The sequence below is a fragment of the Stenotrophomonas terrae genome, from assembly GCF_039674165.1.
GTDB classification, from domain to species: Bacteria; Pseudomonadota; Gammaproteobacteria; order Xanthomonadales; family Xanthomonadaceae; genus Stenotrophomonas; species Stenotrophomonas terrae_A.
The window spans coordinates 15,801-35,910 of the sequence record NZ_JBDJMY010000010.1 but is presented as its reverse complement, the minus strand read 5'-3'; the positions used below and the strand labels follow the sequence as shown (position 1 = coordinate 35,910).

General features: G+C 65.1%; 13 protein-coding genes. 9 read left to right on the top strand and 4 right to left on the bottom strand.

The window, feature by feature from the left end; translation table 11 throughout:
* The first annotated feature begins 102 nt into the window (after positions 1-102).
* The 6 genes from ABE493_RS06550 to gdhA all read left to right on the top strand — a co-directional run bounded on the left by ABE493_RS06550 (position 103) and on the right by gdhA (position 7,576).
* On the top strand, positions 103-1,203 hold the full coding sequence (locus ABE493_RS06550; protein WP_346498138.1) for a threonine dehydratase: 1,101 nt from the start codon (positions 103-105) through the stop codon (positions 1,201-1,203).
* On the top strand, positions 1,200-2,753 hold the full coding sequence (locus ABE493_RS06545; protein ID WP_430980725.1) for a 2-isopropylmalate synthase: 1,554 nt from the start codon (positions 1,200-1,202) through the stop codon (positions 2,751-2,753). The genes ABE493_RS06550 and ABE493_RS06545 overlap by 4 nt, the downstream gene beginning before the upstream one ends.
* Positions 2,754-2,788: 35 nt before the next feature.
* Entirely contained in the window at positions 2,789-4,207 is a 1,419-nt protein-coding gene (gene leuC / locus ABE493_RS06540; RefSeq protein WP_346498137.1) for a 3-isopropylmalate dehydratase large subunit, read from the top strand.
* Between the two features lie 85 nt (positions 4,208-4,292).
* On the top strand, positions 4,293-4,871 hold the full coding sequence (leuD, locus tag ABE493_RS06535) for a 3-isopropylmalate dehydratase small subunit (protein ID WP_346498136.1): 579 nt from the start codon (positions 4,293-4,295) through the stop codon (positions 4,869-4,871).
* 164 nt (positions 4,872-5,035) lie between these two features.
* Entirely contained in the window at positions 5,036-6,097 is a 1,062-nt protein-coding gene (leuB, locus tag ABE493_RS06530; protein ID WP_346498135.1) for a 3-isopropylmalate dehydrogenase, read from the top strand.
* 135 nt (positions 6,098-6,232) lie between these two features.
* Positions 6,233-7,576, top strand: coding sequence for an NADP-specific glutamate dehydrogenase (gene gdhA, locus ABE493_RS06525; protein WP_346498134.1), 1,344 nt, complete (start codon positions 6,233-6,235; stop codon positions 7,574-7,576).
* Positions 7,577-7,635: 59 nt separating this feature from the next.
* On the opposite strand, the gene ABE493_RS06520 is transcribed toward gdhA, so the two are convergent.
* The 3 genes from ABE493_RS06520 to ABE493_RS06510 all read right to left on the bottom strand — a co-directional run bounded on the left by ABE493_RS06520 (position 7,636) and on the right by ABE493_RS06510 (position 15,142).
* Positions 7,636-10,566 carry a diguanylate cyclase gene (locus ABE493_RS06520; protein WP_346498133.1) on the bottom strand — a complete coding sequence of 977 codons (2,931 nt, stop codon included), beginning with the start codon at positions 10,564-10,566 and terminating at the stop codon, positions 7,636-7,638.
* A 153-nt stretch (positions 10,567-10,719) separates the two neighbouring features.
* Positions 10,720-13,881 (bottom strand): efflux RND transporter permease subunit, encoded by a 3,162-nt coding sequence (locus ABE493_RS06515; RefSeq protein ID WP_346498132.1) that lies wholly within the window; start codon positions 13,879-13,881, stop codon positions 10,720-10,722.
* Between the two features lie 127 nt (positions 13,882-14,008).
* Positions 14,009-15,142 (bottom strand): efflux RND transporter periplasmic adaptor subunit, encoded by a 1,134-nt coding sequence (locus tag ABE493_RS06510; protein WP_346498131.1) that lies wholly within the window; start codon positions 15,140-15,142, stop codon positions 14,009-14,011.
* 106 nt (positions 15,143-15,248) lie between these two features.
* Between ABE493_RS06510 and ABE493_RS06505 the strand changes: the two genes are divergently transcribed.
* From ABE493_RS06505 to ABE493_RS06495, 3 genes are all read left to right on the top strand, one after another.
* Positions 15,249-15,923: a TetR/AcrR family transcriptional regulator gene (locus ABE493_RS06505; protein ID WP_346498130.1), complete on the top strand. Its 675-nt coding sequence runs from the start codon at positions 15,249-15,251 to the stop codon at positions 15,921-15,923.
* A gap of 125 nt (positions 15,924-16,048) precedes the next feature.
* A complete protein-coding gene (locus tag ABE493_RS06500) occupies positions 16,049-16,696 on the top strand; it encodes a protein-L-isoaspartate O-methyltransferase family protein (RefSeq protein WP_062166842.1) in 648 nt (215 codons plus the stop codon).
* A gap of 20 nt (positions 16,697-16,716) precedes the next feature.
* Positions 16,717-18,087, top strand: a complete 1,371-nt coding sequence (locus ABE493_RS06495) for a TolC family outer membrane protein (RefSeq protein ID WP_346498129.1) — start codon at positions 16,717-16,719, stop codon at positions 18,085-18,087.
* Positions 18,088-18,339: 252 nt separating this feature from the next.
* Here ABE493_RS06495 and waaA read toward each other — a convergent pair whose 3' ends face one another.
* Complete coding sequence (waaA, locus tag ABE493_RS06490; protein WP_346498128.1) at positions 18,340-19,647, bottom strand: lipid IV(A) 3-deoxy-D-manno-octulosonic acid transferase; 1,308 nt, start codon at positions 19,645-19,647, stop codon at positions 18,340-18,342.
* Positions 19,648-20,110 lie beyond the last annotated feature (463 nt).

Below are 20,110 nucleotides of genomic sequence, written 5' to 3'. Positions count from 1 at the left end.
TAAGTGGCGTACCGGTAGTACGCCGCCGCAAGCAACGGAGGGGTCTTCTTCAACGCGGGCAACCGACAGGGCGCTCGCAGGTTTGCGGTGACGGCCACGTACATGCCTGATCGTGGCCGCCCCGTCGCAGTTGCAACACCCGCTGACGTCCTGAACGTCAGCGTTGCCGACGTGTTGGCCGCGCAGGCCCGCCTGCGCCGTTTCCTGCCGCCTACCCCGCTGCATTACGCCGAGCGTTTCGGCACCTGGCTGAAGTTGGAAAACCTGCAGCGCACCGGTTCCTACAAGGTGCGTGGCGCCCTGAACGCGTTGTTGGCCGCGCTGGAGCGTGGTGACGAGCGCCCGGTGATCTGCGCCTCGGCCGGCAACCATGCACAGGGCGTGGCCTGGGCTTCGCATCGGCTGGGCGTGCAGGCCATCACGGTGATGCCGCACGGCGCACCGGCCACCAAGATTGCCGGCGTGCAGCATTGGGGCGCCACCGTGCGCCAGCACGGCAACAGCTATGACGAAGCCTTTGCCTTCGCCCGCGAACTGGCCGAGCAGAACGGCTACCGCTTCCTGTCCGCCTTCGACGATCCCGATGTGATCGCCGGCCAGGGCACGCTGGGCATCGAACTGGCACCGCATGCACCGGACGTGGTGATCGTGCCGATCGGTGGCGGCGGCCTGGCCTCCGGCGTCGCCTTGGCGTTGAAGTCGCAGGGCGTGCGCATCATCGGCGCGCAGGTTGAAGGCGTCGACTCGATGGCGCGTGCGATCAAGGGCGACGTGCGCGAGATCGACCCGGTGCCGACGCTGGCCGATGGCGTCAAGGTGAAAATCCCCGGCTTCATCACCCGCCGCCTGTGCGCCAGCCTGCTGGACGATGTGGTCATCGTGCGTGAGGCCGAACTGCGCGAAACCCTGGTGCGGCTGGCACTGGAAGAACACGTCATCGCCGAAGGTGCCGGCGCACTGGCATTGGCTGCCGGTCGCCGTGTTTCCGGCAAGCGTAAATGCGCAGTGGTGTCCGGCGGCAACATCGATGCCACGGTATTGTCGACCTTGTTGTCTGAAGTCCGCCCCAGCCCGCCACGCAAACCTCGACGGCGTAACGCCGAACGACTTAGAAGCCGTGTCGTTGCATCGACACAGCGCAATACCAAATCCGAATCCCCCCAAATTTCCGTTACCGCCGCAGTCGAGGAGACCCTCTGGTGAATACTCCAACCAACAACACCCCGCGAATTACCATCTTCGACACGACCCTGCGTGACGGTGAGCAATCACCCGGCTGCAGCATGACCCCACCGCAGAAGCTGGTGATGGCAAGGGCGCTGGCGGAACTGGGCGTGGACGTGATCGAAACCGGTTTCCCCGCAAGTTCGCAGTCCGACCGCGAAGCGATGGCCTTGATCGGCCGCGAGGTACGCCAGCCGGTCCTGGCAGTGCTGTCGCGCTGCCTGGCCGGCGATATCGAAACCTCGGTCAAGGCACTGGAAGCCGCTGCGCGCCCGCGCCTGCATCTGTTCCTGTCCACCAGTCCGCTGCACCGCGAGCACAAGCTGCGCATCAGCAAGGAGCAGGTGCTGGAATCGGTGCACAAGCATGTGAGCATGGCGCGTGGCTATCTGGATGACATCGAGTTCTCCGCCGAAGACGCCACCCGCACCGAACTGGACTTCCTGACCGAAGTCACCCAGGTGGCCATTGCCGCCGGCGCACGCACCATCAACCTGCCCGATACCGTCGGCTTCACCACGCCGGAAGAAATCCGCGCCATGTTCCAGCACGTGATCGGCAATGCCGCCGGTGCCGACAAGGTGATCTTCAGCACCCACTGCCACAACGACCTGGGCTTGGCCGTGGCCAACTCGCTGGCCGCCATCGAAGGCGGCGCACGCCAGGTGGAAGGCTCGATCAATGGCATCGGCGAGCGCGCCGGCAACTGCGCGCTGGAAGAAGTCGCGATGGTGCTGAAGGTGCGCAATGCCTTCTACAACTTCGACACCGGCTTCGACACCCAGCGCATCGTGCCAACCTCGCAGCTGCTGTCGCGCTTGGTCGGCATGCCGGTCCAGCGCAACAAGGCCATCGTCGGTGCCAATGCCTTCGCGCATGAGTCGGGCATCCACCAGCACGGCATGCTGCGCAACCGCAACACCTACGAAATCATGCGTCCGGAAGACGTGGGTTGGGAATCCTCGCAGATGGTGCTGGGCCGCCACAGCGGTCGCGCAGCGGTCGAAGCACGCCTGCGTGCGCTGGGCTTCTGGCTGGAAGAAGAAGAACTGAAGCTGATCTTCGAACAGTTCAAGGCGCTGTGCGAGCAGCAGCGCGTGGTCACCGACGCCGACCTGCAGACCCTGATGCAGGGCACCTCCAGCAGCGACGGCTACCGCCTGGCCTCGATGACCATCAGCGATGTTGGCAGCCGCGCCAACGCACTGGTTGAGCTGTCCGATCCGGAAGGCAACCGCGTGGCCGAAACCGCGCAGGGCGATGGCCCGGTCGATGCATTGTTCTCGGCGCTGTCGGCGGCCACCGGCATCCAGCTGAGCCTGGACAGCTACCACGTGCACAGTGTCGGCATCGGCGCCGATGCACGTGGCGAAGCCAACCTGAGCGTGCGCCACGAAGGCGAGATCCTCGAAGGCACCGGCACCAGCCGCGACATCATCGAGGCCAGCGCGCTGGCCTGGCTGGATGTCACCAACCGCCTGCTGCGCCAGCGTGAAGGCAGCAAGACCGAGGAAGCCGTCAGCGCCTGAGCGCGACGGCAGAACATAGGCAACGGAACGTACTGATGAGCTCCGCACCCAAAACCCTGTATGACAAGCTGTGGGACGCGCACGTCGTGGTCCCCGAGTCCGACAACGCACCGGCCGTGCTGTATGTCGACCTGCACTTGATCCACGAAGTGACCTCGCCGCAGGCCTTCACCGAACTGCGTGCGCGTGGCCTGAAGCCGCGCCGCACCGACCGCACCAAGGCGACGATGGACCACTCCACGCCGACCTTGCCGGCCGGCCCCGATGGCAAGCTGCCCTATGCCAGCAAGGCCTCCGAAGCGCAGGTCGAAACCCTGGCCCGGAACTGCGCCGAATACGGCATCGAGCTGTTCGACATGGCCTCGGCCAGCCGCGGCATCGTCCACGTCATCGCACCGGAGCAGGGCTTCACCCAGCCGGGCATGACCATCGTCTGTGGTGACAGCCACACTTCCACCCACGGTGCCTTCGGCTCGCTGGCCTTCGGTATCGGCACCAGCGAAGTCGGCCACGTACTGGCCACGCAGTGCCTGCTGCAGCGCAAAGCCAAAACGATGGCGATCACTGTGGACGGCAAGCTGGCCCCGGGTGTCGGCGCCAAGGACGTGGTGCTGCACATCATCGGCGTGATCGGCGTCAACGGCGGCACCGGCCATGTGCTGGAGTTCCGTGGCTCGGCGATCCGTGCGATGGACATGGAACAGCGCATGACCCTGTGCAACATGTCGATCGAAGCCGGTGCCCGCGCCGGCATGGTCGCACCGGACCAGGTCACCTTCGACTGGGTCGCCAAGACCCCGCGCGGCCCCAAGGGCGCCGACTTCGACAAGGCCGTTGCGTACTGGTCCTCGTTGGCCAGCGACGACGGCGCACGCTTCGATGTCGAAGTGAATATCGATGCCGCCGACATCCGCCCGACCCTGACCTGGGGCACGCACCCGGGCACCGCGATTGCGGTTGACGCGCCGATCCCGGCCGCCAACGATGCCGCCGCGCAGAAAGGCCTGGACTACATGAAGCTCGAAGCCGGCCACGCCCTGATCGGTACGCCGGTGGACGTGGTGTTCGTCGGTTCCTGCACCAATGGCCGCCTCAGCGACATGCGCGAAGTGGCGCAGGTGCTGCGCGGTCGCCGCGTTGCCGATGGCGTGCGCATGCTGGTGGTGCCGGGTTCGGAGATCGTCAAGCGCGATGCCGAGGCCGAAGGCATCCACGACATCGTGCGTGCCGCCGGTGCCGAATGGCGCGAGCCTGGCTGCTCGATGTGCATCGCCATGAATGGCGATCTGGTTGCCCCCGGCCAGCTGGCCGTGAGCACCAGCAACCGCAATTTCGAAGGCCGCCAGGGCCCGGGCTCGCGCACCTTGCTGGCCTCGCCGATGAGCGCAGCCTGGGCTGCGGTCAATGGCCGCGTTGCCGATACCCGCGATCTGTTTGCCAAGGAGGTGGCGTGATGGCCGTTGCACAAGCCCACCCTCATCCGGCGCTGCGCGCCACCTTCTCCCGGTGGGAGAAGGGCTACGTACTGGAGCTGTACTGATGGCCGCACTGACCCGCATCGTTTCGCGCAGCGTGGTGCTGCGCCAGACCAATATCGACACCGACCAGATCATCCCGGCGCGCTTCCTGTCCACCACCGAGCGTGCCGGCCTGGGCAAGAACGCATTCAATGACTGGCGCTGGCAGGCCGATGGCACGCCGAACGCCGAGTTCGCCTTCAACCAGCCGCATAACCAGGGCCGCGCCATCCTGCTGGCCGGGCGCAACTTCGGTTGTGGTTCTTCGCGCGAGCATGCGCCGTGGGCATTGACCGACCTGGGCCTGCAGGCGATTGTCAGCAGCGAGATCGCCGACATCTTCCGTGGCAATTCGCTGAAGAACGGCCTGCTGCCGATCGTGCTGGACGAAGCCGACGTGCAGGAACTGATGCAGAACCCGGACGACGAACTGACCGTGGATGTGGCGGCGCGCGAGCTGCGTACTTCCAGCGGCAAGACCTATAGCTTCCCGCTGGATGGCTTCTCGCAGACCTGTCTGTTGGAAGGTGTGGACCAGCTGGGTTGGTTGTTGGGGCGTGCGGATGAGATCGAGCGGTATGAGGCTGCGCAGGCAGCCTAGTGCTTTCCTTCTCCCTTCGGGAGAAGGTGCCCCGCAGGGGCGGATGAGGGTTAGGGCGAAGCCTCGCATGGCCAAGCACTGCGCGATGCTCCCTACCCTCTCCCCAACCCCTCTCCCGCAGGGAGAGGGGCTTTAAAAACAAAAACAGCAACCGGAACCCTTACATGCAAGCCAACATCGTCGTACTGCCGGGTGACGGCATCGGTCCTGAAATCACCACCGTTGCCGTTGACGTGCTCAATGCCATCGCCACCCGCTTCGGCCACAGTTTCAGCTTCAGCGAATACGACATCGGCGGCATCGCCATCGACAAGCACGGCGAGCCGCTGCCGGCTGCCACGCTGGACGCCTGCAGCAAGGCCGATGCGGTCCTGCTGGGCGCCGTGGGTGGCCCGAAGTGGTCCGACCCGAATGCCAAGGTGCGTCCGGAACAAGGCCTGCTGGCCATCCGCAAGGCGCTGGGCCTGTTCGCCAATCTGCGCCCGGTGCGCACCCACCCGGCGGCGCTCAATGCCTCGCCGATCAAGCCGGAGCTGCTCAAGGACGTCGACTTCGTGGTCGTGCGCGAGCTGACCGGCGGCATCTACTTCGGCGACAAGACCCGCGACGCCGACAGCGCCAGCGACCTGTGCCGCTACACCACGGTCGAGATCGAACGTGTGCTGCGCAGCGCCTTCCGCCTGGCCCAGGCCCGGCGCGGCAAACTGACCTCGGTGGACAAGGCCAATGTGCTGGAAACCTCGCGCCTGTGGCGTGACATCGCCACCCGCATCGGCCGCGAAGAATTCCCGGACGTCGAGCTGGAACACCAGCTGGTCGATTCGATGGCCATGCACCTGATCGCCAAGCCGCGCGTCTACGATGTGATCGTCACCGAGAACATGTTCGGCGACATCCTCACCGACGAAGCCTCGATGCTGGCCGGCTCGCTGGGCCTGCTGCCCTCGGCCTCGCTGGGCGAACAGGGCAAGGTCGGCATCTATGAGCCCATCCACGGGTCGGCGCCGGACATCGCCGGCAAGGGTATCGCTAATCCCTACGCCACCATCCTGAGCGCGGCCATGTTGCTGCGTCACTCGCTGGGGCTGGAGGACGAAGCGGCCGCCATCGAGCAGGCGGTAAGCGCCGCACTTGATGCCGGTCAGTTCACCGCTGACCTGGCCGCGCAAGGCCAGGCGCTCAGCACCCAGCAAGCCGGCCAGGCCGTGCTTGCGCAGCTGCACTGAAGCAACGCGACGCGGCCCTTGGCCGCGTCTTTTTCTTGCGGGCCAGTTTTTTGCGGGCCATTCCCGCAGGTGGATACCACGCCGTTTCTTCATTGGACCTGTTGCTTCAGGTCCCGCAACAACAAAGGAATGACCTTGAACTACCGTACCCCCGACGACTTCCTGGCCCATGTGGCCAAGCGCGACCCCAACCAATCCGAGTTCCTGCAGGCAGTGAAGGAAGTGGCCCACAGTCTGTGGCCGTTCCTGCAGCGGAACCCGAAATACACGCAATACGGGTTGCTGGAGCGTCTGGTCGAGCCGGAGCGGGTCATCCAGTTCCGCGTTGCCTGGGCAGATGACAAGGGGCAAACCCACGTCAACCGCGCCTGGCGCGTGCAGCACAGCTCGGCGATTGGTCCGTTCAAGGGCGGCATGCGTTTCCACCCCTCGGTGAACCTGTCCATCCTGAAATTCCTGGCCTTCGAGCAGACCTTCAAGAACGCGCTGACCACGCTGCCGATGGGCGGTGGCAAGGGCGGCTCGGACTTCGACCCCAAGGGCAAGAGCGATGGCGAGGTGATGCGCTTCTGCCAGGCGCTGATGCTGGAGCTGTACCGCCATCTGGGCCCGGATACCGACGTGCCGGCCGGTGATATCGGCGTGGGTGCGCGCGAAGTCGGCTTCATGGCCGGCATGATGAAAAAGCTCAGCAACGATGCAGCCTGTGTGTTCACCGGCAAGGGCCTGGCCTACGGCGGCAGCCTGATGCGCCCGGAGGCCACCGGCTTCGGCACGGTCTACTTCGTCGAGCAGATGCTGCACCATGCCAAGCGCCAGACCCAGGGTGCCAAGGTACTGATTTCGGGCTCGGGCAACGTGGCCCAGTACGCGGCAATCAAGGCCAGCGAACTCGGCGCCAAGGTGCTGACCTTCTCCGACTCCGGCGGCACCCTGTATGCACGCGATGGTTTTGACGAGCAGGGCCTGCAGGAAGTGATGGTGCTGAAGAACGAGCAGCGCGGCCGCCTGTCCGAGCTGGCCGACGATGCCCGCTTCGAGTTCCTTGCCGACCGCCGGCCCTGGCACATCCCGGCCGACATCGCCCTGCCCTGCGCCACCCAGAACGAACTGGACGAAAACGACGCACGTACCCTGGTGCACAACGGCGTGCTGTGCGTGGCCGAAGGCGCGAACATGCCGTCCACGCTGGAAGCGGTGGATGTCTTCCTGCAGGCCGGCACGCTGTATGCACCGGGCAAGGCCAGCAACGCCGGTGGCGTGGCCACATCAGGGTTGGAGATGAGCCAGAACGCCTTGCGCCTGTCCTGGCGCCACGCCGATGTCGATGAACGCCTGCACGTGATCATGAAAGAGATCCACGCCAACTGCGTGCATCACGGCGTGCGTGCCGATGGCAGCGTCAATTATGTCGATGGCGCCAACATCGCCGGCTTCGTCAAGGTTGCCGACGCAATGCTTGCGCAGGGCCTGTACTGAGTCCTGCCGCGCCTGCACTTGCTGTTGCAGCGCTGCCTACCGGCACCGCTGCAGCAGCATCACGACAGCACCCGGTTGCGTCCTTCGCGCTTGGCGCGATACAGCTGCCGGTCCGCCGCTGCCAACAGCGTACGCCCGGTGTTCTGCCCTGGCCCCAGCGCGGCAACACCGATGCTGACGGTCACGCTGACTTCCGCATCCACTTCTTCAAAGCGCAGCCGTGCCAGCCGCATGCGCAGTTCCTGCAGCACCGTCACCGCGTCCTGCAATGACAGGCCCGGCATCACCACCAGGAACTCCTCACCACCATGGCGGGCCACAAACTGGCCCTTGTCCAGCCGCAACTGCAGCAGACTGGCGATATCGCGCAACACCTGGTCGCCGGCATCGTGGCCGAAGCGGTCGTTGATCTGCTTGAAGTGATCAACGTCGATCAACGCGACGCTCAGCGGCGCGCCGTTGGCCGCTGCCTGCGACAAGGCATTCTGTAGACAGGCATCGCCGGCACGGCGGTTGGGCAAGCCGGTCAGCGCGTCGTGCATGGCCTGGTGTTCCAGCCGCTGCAACAGGCTGGCGCGTTCGAAATCGGCCTGTTCCAGCGCGCGGTTCTTTTCGCTCAGTTCCTGCGTGCGCGCAGCGATTTCATTGTTCAGCCGCTTCTGCCGCAGCCGGTAGCTGGTGGTGCGCCAGCCCAGCAACAGCAGCAACAAGGCCAGCAATGCCAGCCCACTCAACCAGCGCACCCAAGGCCGCTGCCAAAGCGGTGCGGCGATGTCCAGGTTCAGCACCGCCTCGCCACCACGGCTGGTATTTTCCCAATCCAACGGCAACGACATCGCCTGGATCCGCAGCCGGTACTGTCCTGGCGGCAGATTGGTGTAGACAGCTTCGATGCGGCTGCCCGCATCCACCCAAGCGGTGTCAAAGCCTTCCATTCGATAGCGATAACGCATCTTGTCCGGTGCGCGGAAACCCAGCCCGCTATAGGCCACGGCAATACGTTCCACCCCGGCCGGCAGCCCATAGCCGCTGCGCAATGGCTGTGGATCACCATCGACCACCACGCTTTCAATGACGACCGGAAACTTGCGGAAGCGGGTATTGCCATCCACCCGCTGCGGGTCGATCACCGCCAAGCCACCGCCGGTGGGAAACAGCAGTTCCCCCTTGTGGGTGAGCCAGCCTGCCGGCGACGAGGCGCCATTGCCTTGGCTGCTGGGCATGCCGTCGGTATGGTCCAGCACCTGCACTGCAAGATGGGTGCGCGCGCCTGCGGCCACGGCAATCAGGTCCTGCCTGTCCAGCCGGAACACGCCCTGGTTGCTGGGCAGCCAAAGATGACCGTCACCGTCATCGATCACGCGGAATATCTTGTCCCGTGGCAGACCGTTGCGATGGTCGAACACGGTGATGTCCAGCCCGCGCTTGCGCAGCAGGCCATGGTCGGTGGCCATCCACAGGTCGCCGTTGTCGTCGCCGAGGAAATCGAAAACATAGCGTGCCGGGAAATCCAGATCGGCCGACCATCCCTGCAGCTTGCCATCAGGGTTCAGGCTGGCCACACCGTCATTGGTGCCAATCCACAGCACGCCGGCCGGGTCGCGGTACAAGGCGTGCACCGCCAGGCCCGGCAGGCCTTCGTCCAGGCCGTAATGGCGCAGCTGCCCCTGCTGGTAATGGAACAGGCCTTCCGAGCTGCCTATCCACAGACTGCCATCACCTTCACTGAGCAGGCTGCGCACCAGCGGCTGCACCGTACCGGGCAAGCGGATCTGCTGCATGACACGGCCGCTGCCATCCAGTCGAAACACGCCCTGGTTGTAAGTGCCTGCCCACACGTTGCCATCGCGCATGGCCAGCGCCAGCACCGACGCGTCACGACCGTTGCCGGGCAGCAAGCGCACGTGGCTGATGGCATCACCGCGCATCCGGTCCAGTCCTTCGGAGTGGCCGATCCAGACATCACCATTGGCCGACTGGATCAGCGCGCGCACATAATCCGAGCCCAGGCCGTCCTCGCTGGTCAGCCCGCGCGCGGCGCCTTCATCGATACGGAACAGACCATCGGTACTGCCCGCCCAGACCAGGCCTTCCTGATCGATCATCAGGGCCGGGCTGACCTGCCCCGGGACCGCGATCCGTTCGATGGTGCCTGCATTCCAATGCACCAGCCGCCCGGCTGACAGGCTCAGCCAAAGTGCGCCGCTGCTGTCCAGGCGTAAGGCGTCCACCCGCTCGCCCGGCAATAGATGTTGGCGCTGGCCGTTGCCGCGCAACCAATGGACACCATCGTCGGCCGCAACCACCCAGCCGCCATGGCCGTCATCGAGCAGGTCGCGCACTACCCAGCCGGCGGTGTCGTTCCATGCGCTCAGCCGCCCCAGCCGCAGCTCGTACACGCCCTTCTCGGTGGCCACCAGCAGCGTGTCGTCCGCACCGCTACGCAATGCGGTGATGGGCACTTCCGGCAGGCCAAGCGCACTGCCGGCATCCAGCAGCTGACCGGAGGGCAGCAATCTCAATAGTTTTTCTTTTGCGCCTATCCACAAGCCGCCGGAGCGATCGCGCAGCAAGGCGCTGACCGACAGGTGCCGTGCATCGGCACCACCCAGTGCCTCCCAGCGACCACGGTGATAACGATAGACGCCATCGGAAATCGTGCCGAACAGCACTGCGCCATCGGCCTCGGGCACGATTTTCGACACACCCGACAGCTCGACCCCCGGGGTGTTCTGGCGGTCGAACACAGTGAAGCTGCGGCCGTTGAAGCGGACCACACCCTCCCAGGTGCCCAGCCAGATGAAGCCGTCACTGCCCTGCGCCACCGACTGCACCAGATTGTGCGGCAGCCCCTGCTCCATACCCCAGCCTGCCACGGTATGCCGTGCCGCCAACGCCAGCGGCGCGCCGCTGACCCATAGCAGGGCGCATGCGAGCAACGCCCACAGCAGCGCCACCCACCGTTTGTGGCCGGCGGGCATTGCAGGCATGACGTCGAAAAACCTCTGGCGTCTGGACAAACCCGCCTCCGCAGGTCGCGCCGGCTCCCCCGCCGACGGCGCCAATCTACCATCCCAACCGTGAAATCCATCGCCATTTCTTACGCTGGCCGATCACTCGGCCAGCGTCAGCGGTTGCCCAACTCAGTGCGTGGCCTCATCCGGGCGCACCCGGAACCAGGCCGCATACAGGGCCGGCAGGAATACCAGGGTCAACACCGTGCCGACGATCAGCCCGCCCATGATCGAGATCGCCATCGAGCCATAGAAGGCGCTGCGCGACAGCGGGATCATCGCCAGTACCGCCGCCAGTGCGGTCAGCACGATCGGGCGGAAGCGGCGCACGGTGGCATCGATGATGGCGTGCCAGCGGTCGTGGCCGGCATCGATGTCCTGCTGGATCTGGTCGATCAGGATCACCGAGTTGCGCATGATCATGCCGGCCAGCGCAATCGTGCCCAGCATCGCCACGAAACCGAACGGGGCCTGGAACAACAGCAGGAACCAGGTGGCACCAATGATGCCCAGCGGCGCGGTGATGAACACCATCGCCGCCCGCGAGAAGCTGCGCAGCTGCACCATCAGCAGCGTCGCCACCACCACCAGGAACAGCGGCATGCCGGCCTTGATCGAGTTCTGGCCACGCGCCGAATCCTCCACCGTGCCACCGGTTTCCAGCAGATAGCCGCTGGGCAGGGCGTCACGGATCTCGTCCAGGGTTGGCAGGATCTGCTCGACCACGCCTACCGGCAGCATGCTGTCGCCGATATCGGCACGCACCGTGACCGTGGGCAGACGGTCGCGGTGCCAGATGATGCCGTCCTCGAAGGCGTACTCCAGCTTGGCCACCTGCGACAAGGACACCGCCTTGCCGCTGGCGGTGGGGATGGCCAGGCTGCCCAGCATGTCCAGGCGCGCGCGCTCATCGTCCGGCCCGCGCAGCAGCATGCCGATCTGGCGGTTGCCTTCGCGGTAGGTGCTCACGCTCATGCCCGACAGCGCACTGGTCAGGAACTGTGCGATCTGCGCACTGCTCACACCCAAGACGCGGGCCCGGTCCTGGTCCACCACCAGCCGTACCACCTTGCTCGGCTCGCTCCAGTTGAGGTTGACGTTGGTGGTATGCGGGTTCTGCCGCACCTTGTCGGCGACCTGCGCGGCAATGGCCTGCACCCGCTCGATATGCTCGCCGGAGACGCGGAACTGCACCGGGTAACCCACAGGCGGGCCGTTCTCCAGGCGCGTCACGCGCAGCTGCACGTCACCGAACTTGGGCACCACTTCCTTCAACATCCAATCACGCAGCTCCTCGCGTGCCTTGGTGTCTTCGGCCAGCACCACGTACTGGGCGAAGTTGGTTGCTGGCAGCTGCTGGTCCAACGGCAGGTAGAAGCGCGGCGAACCATTGCCGACGTAGCCGACGAAGTTGGCCACGCCCTTGTGGCCCTTGATCAGCGCCTCGAACTTCTGCGCCTGCGCCTGGGTGGCGGTCAACGACGCGCCTTCGGCCAGTTCGATATCCACCATCAGCTCGGGCCGGGTGGAATCCGGGAAGAACTGCTGCGGCACGAAGCGGAAGATCACCAGCGAGAACACGAACAAGCCGGCAGTGGCCAAGATCACCAGCCAGCGGCGGCGCAGGCAGGCATCCAGGAAGCCACGGAAGCGCTGGTAGAACGCGCTCTTGTACGGGTCATGGTCGTGCGCCAGTTCCTTGGGCTTGATCACGTTGGCCAGCGCCGGGTTGCGATCAGCCCAGCGCAGACGCAGCGCATGCCAGCGCCCGGCAATACTGCCCGGCTTGGGCGGCTGCGGGTTGTGCAGGTCCGGCAGCATCTTGTCGCCGAGGTAGGGAATGAACAGCACCGCGGCAATCCATGACACCACCAGCGCGATGGTCACCACCTGGAACAGCGAACGCGTGTATTCACCGGTACTCGATGCCGCCGTGGCAATCGGCAGGAAACCGGCGGCGGTGATCAGCGTGCCGGTCAGCATCGGGAAGGCGGTGGATGTCCAGGCAAAGCTGGCCGCACGCAGGCGGTCGTAGCCCTGCTCCATCTTGGTGGCCATCATTTCCACCGCGATGATCGCGTCATCCACGAGCAGACCCAGCGCCAGCACCAAAGCGCCCAGCGAGATCTTGTGCAGGCCGATGTCGAACTGATGCATGACGAAGAAGGTCATCGCCAGCACCAGCGGGATCGACACCGCCACCACCAGACCGGTGCGCCAACCCAGCGAGAAGAAGCTCACCAGCAGCACGATCACCACCGCCTCGGTCAGCACCTTGACGAATTCGCCTACCGATTCCTTCACCGCATGCGGCTGGTCGGAAACCTTGCGCAGCTGCATACCGGCTGGCAGCGTCTTCTGCAGCTGCTCGAACTCACTGTCCAGGGTCTTGCCCAGCTTGAGGATGTCGCCACCGCTCTTCATCGCCACGGCAATGCCGATGGCATCCTCGCCCATGAAGCGCATCTTGGCCGAGGCCGGATCGGCGAAGCCGCGCTTCACCTCGGCGATATCGCCCAGCCGCACCGTGCGCTCGCCAGCCTGGATCGGGAAGTTGCGGATGTCTTCGACCGAGGTGAACTGGCCGCTGACGCGCAGCTGCACGCGGTCGGTCGGGGTTTCAAACCAGCTGGCCGGGGCGATGGCGTTCTGTTGCGCCAAGGCCTGCTGCACCTGCTGCATCGACACGCCCAGCGTGGCCAGCTTGGTGTTGGACAACTGGATCCAAACCTTCTCGTCCTGCAGGCCGATCAGGTCGACCTTGCCCACGTCGTCCACCCGCTGCAGCTGCAGCTGGATGCGGTCGGCGTAGTCGCGCATCAGCGCATAGTCGAAGCCCTTGCCGGTCAACGCATAGATATTGCCGAAAGTGTCGCCGAATTCATCGTTGAAGAATGGCCCGATCACTTCGGCCGGCAGCTGCGACTGGATGTCGCCCACCTTCTTGCGCACCTGGTAGAACAGCTCGGGCACATCCTTGGACGGCATCGAGTCGCGCGCCATGAAGATCACCTGCGACTCACCCGGGCGCGAATAGGCCTGGATGAACTCGAACTCACCGGTGTTCATCAACGCCTTTTCAATCGGCTCGGTGACCTGCTTGGACACCTGCTCGGCGGTGGCGCCGGGCCACATGGTCTGCACCACCATCGCCTTGAAGGTGAACGGCGGATCTTCGGACTGTCCCAGGTGTTTGTACGACCAGGCACCGATGATCGCCATGGCGATCATCATGAACAGCACCAGCGGGCGGTTACCGAGCGCCCATTCGGAGAGATTGAAGCGTTTCACGCCTCAGTCCCCTTTTCAGCGCGGGTCCAGCGCCGCTCGGCATTGCCGCGTGCGTCAGCCCCCATCCCGTCCCCTTCCCCGGCAGAGGGAAGGGCGAAGCTGTCGCACATACAAGATTTCGACAGGCTCATCGCGAGCCCTCCGACGCAGCCTTCTTCGGTGCGCCAAGTTCAATGGGCCTGTTACTCCTGTCCACCGCAGTCACCGGCTGGCCTTCGCGCAGCAGATGGCCACCGGCGGCCACCACCCAGTCCTCGGCTTTCAAACCCTGCAGCACCGGTACGGTTTCCGGGCCATAGGCACCCAACGTCACCGCACGCGCCTGCAACTTGCCATCGGCCGGGTTCACCACCCAGACGCTGGCCTGCTGCGGCTGCTTGCCGGCCTGCACCGCAGACAGCGGCACGCTCATCACGCCGTTCTTGCCGTGGGCAATGAAGACCCGCGCGCTCTGGCCCAGTTCCACCGAATTCAGCGCATCGGCCGCCAGGCTGACGCGGGCGGCATAGGTACGTGCCTGCGGATCGGCGGCGGCGGCGATCTCGCGGATGCTGCCGGCCAGGTGCTTGCCCGGCTGGTTCCACAACTCCACTTCGACGGCCTGGCCGACGCTGAAATCGCGGATGACGCTTTCCGGCAGCGCGATCGCGACTTCGCGGGCACCGTCAGCGGCCATCGTGTAAATGGTCTGTCCGGCCGCGACCACCTGCCCGGCCTCGGCCTCGCGGCTGGCGATCATGCCGTCCTCGGGCGCATGCAGCTGGGCATACGCGGACTGGTTGCGGGCCACATCCAGATTGGCCCGCGCCGCATCGGCCTGGCCTTGCGCCGCCTTCAAGGCCGCCGTCTGTGCGTCCAGCGCCGACTGGCTGACCAGCTGCTGGCTCGCCAGCGCCTGGTAGCGCTTGTGCTCATCACGGGCACGCACCAGATCCGCCTCGGCGGCAGCGAACTGTGCCTGCGCCGCGCGTGCCTGCAGGTTGTAGTCGGCCACGTCGAGTTCGGCCAGCAACTGGCCCTTTTTCACCCGCTGGCCGGCGTCCACCTCGCGCCGCAGCAGCTTGCCGCCAACGCGGAAGGACAGCGCGGCTTCCTCACGCGCGCGTACCTCGCCGGGATAGGCACCAATGGCCACCCCGCCATTGCCAGCCGGATGCTCCACCAATACAGGTACGGCGTGTACGGGTACGGTCTCGGGTTTGCCGCAGGCGGCAAGCAGGGGCAACAACAGGCAACAGCCAATCCAACGCAGGGAGGTCATAGATATAGGTCGCGATCGCAAGGGAGGAAGATGGCGGGATTTCGCCGCCATTACTAAACGCATCGGTATAGTATAAATATCGAACCAGCTGGTCTAGTATTGCCTGATGTGCCCGAAAAAGCCCTCTTCCGCGCCCACGACAGCGGCGCCACGCAGCTCCGGTCCGGGTCGCCCCAAGGATCTTGGCAAGCGCGCGGCCATCCTCGATGCGGCCAAGGCCTTGTTCATCGAACTGGGTTTCAACGGCGTCAGCATGGACGAAATTGCCGCCCGCGCCAGTGTTTCCAAACTGACGGTCTACAGTCATTTCGGTGACAAGGAAACCCTGTTCACCGAGGCAATCCAGGCCAAGTGCGTGGAAATGATGCCCGATGAACTGTTTGTCACCGACAACGAAGCGCCCCTGCGCGGCCAGCTGTTGGGCATCGGCCATGCCTTTTTCGCCCTGATCAGCAGCGATGCGGCCATTGCCACCCAGCGCATGATGATGACCCCGGACACCGACGACCGTATCCGCCAGATGTTCTGGCAGGCCGGCCCGGCACGTACCGAAAGCGCCCTGGCCGAGTTCCTCGGCGCCCGCGTCAGCCGTGGCCAGCTGGCCATCGAGGACCTGGCGCTGGCCGCCCGGCAGTTCTTCTGCCTGATCAAGGGCGAGGTCCATACGCATATGATGTGTGGCCTGTGCGCCGCCCCGGACCAGCTCGGTGCCGACGTCCATATCGCCGCCAGCGTGGATTTCTTCATCCGCGCCTATGAACCGCACCGGCAAGCTGAATGAACCGGAGGTCCGAATGACTTCCGGCACTGCGTCACGCGCGGCCCTCCCCGCAATGTTGGGTCCGTACTTTGTGTCTGGTAACCGGTAAAATGGCCGGCCCACTGCGCTGGAATGATGAGCTTCCCATGACGATTGATTACTCCCACGTCCGCGAAATGATGGTTGAACAGCAGATCCGTCCCTGGGATGTGCTGGAAGTCCGCGTGCTGGACGTGCTGGCGCGCCTGCCGCGCGAGGCCTTCGTCGCTGAATCGCACCGCGCCCTGGCCTATGCCGATATCGAGCTGCCGCTGGGTCATGGCCAGAAGATGATGAAGCCGGTCATCGAAGGCCGCACCCTGCAGGCGCTGGATCTGCAGCCCACTGACGAAGTGCTGGAAATCGGCACCGGCAGCGGCTTCCTGAGCGCCTGCATGGGCGAACTGGCCCGCGAAGTGCTGAGCCTGGAAATCCATCCCGAGCTGGCCGAGCGCGCCCGCCAGAACCTGGACGCGGCCAAGCTGGGCAGCAATGTCCGCATTGAAGTCGCCGATGCCCTGAATTGGCAGAGCCAGCGTCAGTTCGACGCCATCTGCATCACCGGTGCGGTAGAAACCGTTCCGGTGGAACTGCTGAAGCTGCTGCGCAGCGGCGGCCGCCTGTTTGCCATCCGCGGCGTTTCGCCGGTGATGGAAGCGGTGCTGGTCCAGGCCGACGGCAGCATCGCCTCGCTGTTCGAAACCGATCTTGATTACCTGCAGGGCGCTGCGCCCGCACCGCAATTCCAACTCTGAAACCTTCCAAGGAAGCCGCAATGATCCGCCGATCCCTCACCCTTGCGCTGGCAGTCGCTCTCACTCCGCTGACTTCCCATGCCGCCGACCTGTTGCAGGTCTACGAAATGGCCCGCAACGGTGACACGCAGCTGGCTGCAGCCGAGTCCACGCGCCTGTTCGACAAGGAAGGCCAGGTGCAGGCACGTGCGGCACTGCTGCCGCAGATCGGCGGTGAAGCTTCGTTGACCCGCAACCACAGCAAGTACGACAGCATCGCCGGTGCCGGCGGTGGCAGCGCCACCACCAAGACCCGCAGCTACGGCATCAACGGCAGCCAGACCCTGTTCAACTGGAGCCAGTTCGCCAACCTGCGTGCGCAGCGCGACGTCAGCAAGGCCGCCGATTTCACCCTGGATTCGGCCAACGACGAACTGGTCGTGCGCACCGCGACCACCTACTTCAATGTGCTGGTCGGCATTGAATCGCTGACCGCCGCCGAGACCAACGAAGCAGCCGCCAAGAAGCAGTTCGACTACGCCGACAAGCGCCTGGAAGTTGGCCTGGCGCCGATCACCGACATGCACGAAGCCCGCGCCCAGTACGATCAGGCCCGCGCCAACACCATCCTTGCCCGCAATGCACTGGAAGACGCCTACCAGGCGCTGACCGAGCTGACCGGCCAGCCGGTGCGCGACGTGCGTGGCCTGCCGGTCGACTTCCGTCCGGAAGTGCCGGCCAACCGTGGCAACGTTGACCAGCTGGTCACCGATGCAGTCGGGCGCAACCCGGCGCTGAAGGCACAGGAGCTGCAGGTCAGCGCCGCCGAGTCCAACGTGTCTGCCGCACGTGGCGGCCACTACCCGACCCTGTCGTTGGGCGGCAACTGGGGCAAGAGCGCCCGCTGGGGCGACAACACCGGCAGCGCCTCACAGACCCCCGATGCCACCACCAACGCAATCGGCCTGACCTTGAACGTGCCGATCTTCGCCGGTGGCGCCACCCAGTCCGGCGTGCGTCAGGCGCTGGCCCGTCGCGATATCGCCCAGGACACCTTCGAGCAGCAGAAGCGCGCCCTTGACCGCAACACCCGCAATGCCTACCAGGCCCTGGTTGCCGGCATCAGCGAAGTCGAAGCCCGCCGCCTGACCGTGGTCTCGGCACAGAGCGCCTACGACGCCTCGCAGGTCGGTCTGGAAGTGGGTACCCGTACCGTGCTTGACGTTGTGCAGAACCAGCGCACCCTGTTCCAAGCCCAGGTGGACTACGCCCAGTCGCGTTACAACTTCCTGTTGGCCCGCCTGCAGTTGAGCCAGGCCATCGGCGATCTGGAAATCAGCGAAGTCCAGGACATCAACCGCCTGTTGACGGTGGATGCCAGCTCCAAGCTGCAGTCGAACAGCGCGCAGTAATCCGGCGCGGCAACGTAATGCAGAAAGGCGGGCCTCGGCCCGCCTTTCTTGTTTCTGGAACATTGGCCGCGAGTGCCAACACCCAACCGGTGCAGCCATCCGTGCAGCACAGCATTGCTTCGCTGTAGGAGTGGCGTAAGCCGCGAAGCTGATGTTGTTTGAAGGCCTGCTTCAATGCACACCGATGCTGTACCTGCTTCGCGGCTTACGCCGCTCCTACAGACAAGCCCCAGCGCTGCGCTTGCCGGTGGGTTATGCAGCGGCCTCGCTGGCCGGCGGCAACTGCGGTGTAATCAATGCAATCGTATGCTCCAGCGCACCGCGACCATTGGCCACCAGCGCTCGCCCGGCCTGCACCATGCGTTCGCGCTCGGCATCATCCTGCAACAGACGTGACACGGCTGCGCCCACTTCTGCCGCATCGGCACAGATGCACAAGGCACCGGCCTCATCCATGCGTCGTGATATCTCGGCGAAGTTGTGCAGGTGCGGGCCGGTAACCGCCGCCGTACCCATCGCCGCCGGCTCCAGCAGATTGTGGCCGCCAATGGCCTGCAGACTGCCACCGACGAAGGCCACCTGCGCGCAGGCATAGAACGCCATCAACTCGCCCAGGGTGTCGATCACGAATACCTGGGTATCGGCCGCAGGCCATTGCTGCGCCTTGCGCGTGGCCACGCGCCAGCCCGGCTCGCGAGCCAGGGCTTCCACCTTGGCAAAGCGTTCGGGATGACGCGGCGCCCACAACAACAGTGCATCGGGATGCTGCTGCAACAGGCGCGCATGGATTTCGATCACCGCCTGCTCTTCGCCCTCATGGGTACTGGCGGCGATCCATATCGGCCGCGTGGCGGCCACGTGCTGATGGAAGGCCTGCAACACTTCGGTTGGATCCGGCGGATGGATATCGAACTTCAGGTTGCCCAGGGCCTGCACCTGCGCAGGCAATGCGCCCAGCTCGATGAAGCGCTCCGCATCGGCCTGCGACTGCGCCGCGACGCAGGTCACCGTGCGCAGGGCACGCCCGACCAGGGCCTTGAGCACGCGATAGCCCTTCAACGAACGCGCCGACAAACGCGCGTTGAGGATGTACACCGGAATGCCACGGTCGCGGCAACCGAACAACATGTTGGGCCACAACTCGGTCTCCAGGATCAGCGCCAGGCTGGGCTGGAAATGCTCCAGAAAGCGGCTGACGCTGCCGGGGACGTCATAGGGCAGATACACATGGTCCACCGCATCTCCCCACAGCGCGCGCACGCGCTGCGAACCGGTCGGGGTGATGGTGGTGATGATCCAGCGGATATCCGGGCGCTGCGCACGCAGCGCATTGACCAGCGGCGCGGCCGCATTGACCTCGCCCACCGACACCGCATGCAACCAAACACGCGGCTGCGCGCCGCTGTCCGGGTAGGACGCATAGCGCTCATCCCAACGCCGGAAGTATTCGCGCACCCGGAAACCGCGCCATACCAGGTGGTACACGGTGATGGGCAGCAATAGATAGAGCACGGCCGAATACAGGCCGCGCAGCAGAAATTCAACTGGATCCTTGCGCATCGGCGAAGGATACGGGAGAACCACGCAACAGCGCGACAAGGCCCAGTGCTATTGCCCACGGCAGGCGACCAAGCACAGAACCGAGCGTGGGCGCCTAGGTGCAGTACCGCGCCGCCCTGTCGCGCAGCGCAGGGAGGGGCGCGGAGGGGGGGGCCGTTCCTGCCGTTCCTGCCGTTGCGGCTGTTGATGCCGTTGCTGCCGTTTCTGGCGTTCCGACCGTTGCCGCCGCTCCGACCATTCCGACCATTCCGACCGTTGCTGCTGTTGCTGTTGCTGTTGCTGTTGCTGTTGTTGCTGCTGTTGCTGCGGGTGCGGGTGCGGGTGCGGGTGCCGTTGACGTTGACGTTGACGTTGCCGAAGCCGAAGCCGATCTTCCGACGGCCATTGCCTCTACCTCCTCCCTTGCGCGCAGCGCAGGGGAGGATTGAGGAGGGGTGCCTTTGCCTTTGCAGTTGCCTTTGCA